The following is a 3,810-nucleotide window of genomic DNA, read 5'->3' on the forward strand; positions in this document are numbered from 1 at the left end:
CGTTAGAGCGTTTGCAACAATCCTGGTCGAGCATGCGATGACGCCGAACCCCATGGCGTCGGCGCTGTACGTCCACTGTCTGGCCGACCCGATCTACCGCCCGCTAGAGATAGACCCACACAGAACAATGATCTCCCGATCAAAATGCCGGCCATCGAACAACCCTTCCAGACCCTTGCCCTTGCTCATCGCCGCCCACCAGATTGATTGGATCGCTACTCTAACCGGTCCAATGAGTCTATTTGCACCAGAGCCCCGTAGATCACCCAGAAGGGCTTGCGTTGTCATTCGGCCCATCAGTTCCGGGATGAAGGGGCGTAAAACGGCTGACGCGGCGGCGTTTCGCCGAAGTAGTCGGCGTAAAAGGCCTTTACATGGGGAAACACGGCCGCGCCCAGTTCCCGCTCCGCCTGCTTGCGCTCGTTGCGCGGCTTCGCGAGCGTCTGTTCGATCTCGTTGAGGATCGCATCGCGATCCACACGCGTGAACCGGCCATCCCGGTACACCACATCGCCGGCAATCATCACGGCATCGACGGCGTTCGTCTTGGCTCGCTGCATGAGCGCATCCAGCATGGGAATGTTGTCGTCCTGATAGGGGTACGTTGCAGTTTTCCAGTTCATCAACACCAGATCGGCCAGGCGTCCGGTTTCCAGGCGACCAATCTGTGCGCCGAACGGGGTGGTTCGAGCACCATCCTCAGTGGCCATTTTCAGTATCTGTGGGCAGGTCGGCACGTCGTCGTCCATTCCCGGCGTGCGGTGTACGCGCAGTGCGAGGCGCATCTCCTGCAACATGTCGCGGTCTTCGTTGATACCCGCTTCGTCGAGCCCCATGCCCACCGTCACACCGTATTTGGCAAACGCATTCAAGGGTGCCACGCCACTGCGCAAACGCAGATTCGAACTGCAGTTATGGCAGATGCAGGTGCCGGTATGCGCGACCATTTCGATGTCTGCTTCCGTCAGCCACACACCATGGCCGAGGGTTAGCGACGGACCGAGCAGACCGAGATCGTTCAGATGCGCGACCGCCGTCTTGCCCGTCCGGCGGCGCGCGTATTCCTTCTGATAGGCGGTTTCGAGCAAATGCATATGCATCGGTACGCCGGCGTTGTCGGCGCGTTCCTTGATGGCAAGCAGTGTCTCATCGCTACACCAGTGCAGATTGGCAGGTGCAAGCTGAATCCGGGTCAGCGATTGGCCTTCGTTGTCCTGCGTGAGCATGTCGAACAGCTGCAGATGGTCGGCCAGCGGGACCTGCTGCGCTTTCAGATGCGCGGCGAGCTTCGTCCCGATGTCGGCCGGCAGGCGTTTGACGAAGTCTTCGTCGGCTTCATAGACAAGCAGGTTCTGCTCGCGCACGGCGAAGCTGTACGACGCGCGCATACCGATGTCCCGATACGCCTTCAGAACGCCTGAAGCGGCTTCATGTATCGACGACAGCGGACCAGGCCGCCAACCGTGGATATGCTGCACCGTGGTAATGCCGGACGCAATCATTTCGAAGGCGGAGTACAGGGTATCGAGGTAAAGATCGATCTCGCGTGTACCCATCCGGCTTGCAAACCACAGTTCCAGCGCGTAGTCAGGAGAACCATGTTGCAGCGGCGTCAGGCCGACGTGATGGTGACTGTTGACGAAGCCAGGCAGCAACACCGTATCGGGCGAGCCGAGACGCGGCGCGTTCGGATACTTTGCGATCAGCTGCTGCGCATCGCCGATCTCGACGATGACGCCGTCGCGCTGATACAGCGCGCCGTCGCGGATGACCTCTGCGGTGTGCCGGTCGGCGACACCCTTGACGATCCAGCCAGCGACAATCAATGTTTCGGACATGGTTGCTTTTACCTGAATAGAGAAGAGTAGTTTCAGAACGATGGTGTGCCGTATAGATCGACACGCCGATGATCGAAGTAACACAGCTTTTCGCGGGTCGCCGCGATCTCTGCATGCGCGAGCGTCGCGCTGACGATGCCAGCTCCTTCGTTGCCGGGCCGGCGGGCGAGTACCGCGCCGTCGGCGGCGATCACACACGACTCGCCGTAGTTGTCGATGCGCACGCCATCGAGGAATTCGTCACCGATCTTGTTCGCGCAAACGACCGCCAGGCCATTTTCCCGCGCGTGCGTGCGCAGCTCCCCGACGAAGAAATCCATGTCGTCGCCGCCGCTGCCGGCGACGGGCACGATGACGAGATCGGCGCCCGCCGCACGCAACGCGCGCCAGCATTCTGGAAAGCGGCGGTCGTAGCAGACCAGCACGCCGATGCGCCACGCGCCTACCTGCACGACGTGCAGTGCGTCGCCAGGCGTGAAGTGCGCGGCTTCGTCGTAGCCGGGCGGCGGGTCGTCGCCGACCGGCAGGTGAAGCTTGCGCGCAACCGGACCGGCGCGCAGCGGATTGCCGTCGGCGTCGAAGCCGAGCACGGCGTTGTGATACCGGCCACTAGCCCGATCGATTTCGTAGAACGGGACGAACAGCGCGATGCCACGTGTCCTGGCCAGCGCGGCGCAGCGCGCGGCCAGCGGACCATCCGCGGGCTCCGCCCAGTCACGATATTGCCCGCCCGGCGCGCTCGCGAAGTACGGCACCATCGAGAGTTCGGGCAAGACGATCAACTGGGCGCCGTCATCGGCGGCGGCGTGCACGGCGGCAAATGCCGCGGCCTCGTTGCTGGCAAGGTCGCTCGTGCAGGGAGGCAATTGCAGGGCCGCGACCCGAAGTGTGCTCAGCGTTGCCAGCCGACTCATCGGACCCGCTCCTGCTCGGCGAAGGCGCGATCGACTTCATCGCGCATCAGGTCGGTCAGGTGGACGCTGAGATCGTGGAACGCCCGGCTGCGCGTGTCTCGCGGGCGAGGAAGATCGACCGGAATGATGGTCTTGATGCGCCCCGGGCGTGCCGTAAACACGACAATGCGGTCGGCGAGCGCGATCGCTTCGTCGATGTGGTGAGTGACGAAGACCATCGACACATTGCTTCGTTGCCAGACCTGGATCAGGAAGTCCTGCATCTTCGCGCGCGTTTGCACGTCCAGCGCGGCGAACGGCTCGTCGAGCAGCAGTATCTCGGGTTTCAGCGCGAGTGCGCGTCCCACTGCTACACGTTGGCGCATGCCGCCCGAGAGCTGGTCGGGCCGTTTGTCGATGGCTTCGGACAAGCCGACACGCTCGAGAATTTCCTCTGCGATACGGCGCCGGTTTTCCTTGGGCATGTGCTGCATTTTCAGGCCGAAGGTGATGTTTTCGCCCACGCTCAGCCACGGGAAGAGCGAGGCGTCCTGGAAGACGAGTCCTCGGTCCGTGCCCGGCCCGCTCACCTCGGCGCCGCCGCACATGATGCGGCCGCTGGTTACCTGTTCCAGTCCTGAGATCAGGTAAAGCAGGGTGCTTTTGCCACATCCGCTTGGACCGAGGAACACGACGAATTCGCGACGCGCGATATCCAGGTCGATATCACGCAAGGCAACGAACGGTGCGCCGTCTGTCTGCCATGTTTTGCCGACGCCCTTGCAGGTGACGAGCGGCGGTTGCACGGAAGCTGATTGGTTCTGGCTCATATCATTTCCCCAAGCCGTTATTTGGCACCCAGAACAGCACCTTGCGCTGAACGATTCGCAGCGCAACGTCGAAGGCGAAGCCGATGACGCCGATCAACGTCATCGTGAAGAACGACAGGCTGGAGTTGAAGGTATTGCGCGCGAGCATGACGACCTGACCGAGGCCGCTGCCGACGCCGGTCGCTTCCGCCACCAGGACTACCATCCACGCGCCGAACAGGTTCATGCGCAGCACCATGAAGAGCGACG

3 protein-coding genes and 1 pseudogene are annotated in these 3,810 nt (G+C 62.3%); all 4 read right to left on the bottom strand.

The features are described from left to right. Window positions 1-296: 296 nt before the first annotated feature. Complete coding sequence (locus QOC89_RS04850; RefSeq protein ID WP_323043984.1) at window positions 297-1,838, bottom strand: amidohydrolase family protein; 1,542 nt, start codon at window positions 1,836-1,838, stop codon at window positions 297-299. Between the two features lie 32 nt (window positions 1,839-1,870). Then, entirely contained in the window at window positions 1,871-2,752 is an 882-nt protein-coding gene (locus QOC89_RS04855; RefSeq protein WP_323043985.1) for a carbon-nitrogen hydrolase family protein, read from the bottom strand. Then, a complete protein-coding gene (locus tag QOC89_RS04860) occupies window positions 2,749-3,561 on the bottom strand; it encodes an ABC transporter ATP-binding protein (protein ID WP_323043986.1) in 813 nt (270 codons plus the stop codon). Before QOC89_RS04860 ends, QOC89_RS04855 begins: the two co-directional genes overlap by 4 nt. A gap of 1 nt (window position 3,562) precedes the next feature. Beyond that, window positions 3,563-3,810 (bottom strand): annotated as a pseudogene (locus tag QOC89_RS04865) (hypothetical protein); the annotation flags it as partial.

The sequence above is a fragment of the Paraburkholderia sp. genome (assembly GCF_034668105.1).
In the GTDB taxonomy this organism is placed as follows: Bacteria; Pseudomonadota; Gammaproteobacteria; order Burkholderiales; family Burkholderiaceae; genus Paraburkholderia.

What these genes read in the sequence shown, in the direction of transcription:
- QOC89_RS04855 (WP_323043985.1), bottom strand. Translation starts at nt 2,752, where the DNA reads ATGAGTCGGCTGGCAACGCTGAGCACACTTCGGGTCGCGGCCCTGCAA.
- QOC89_RS04850 (WP_323043984.1), bottom strand. Translation starts at nt 1,838, where the DNA reads ATGTCCGAAACATTGATTGTCGCTGGCTGGATCGTCAAGGGTGTCGCC.
- QOC89_RS04860 (WP_323043986.1), bottom strand. Translation starts at nt 3,561, where the DNA reads ATGAGCCAGAACCAATCAGCTTCCGTGCAACCGCCGCTCGTCACCTGC.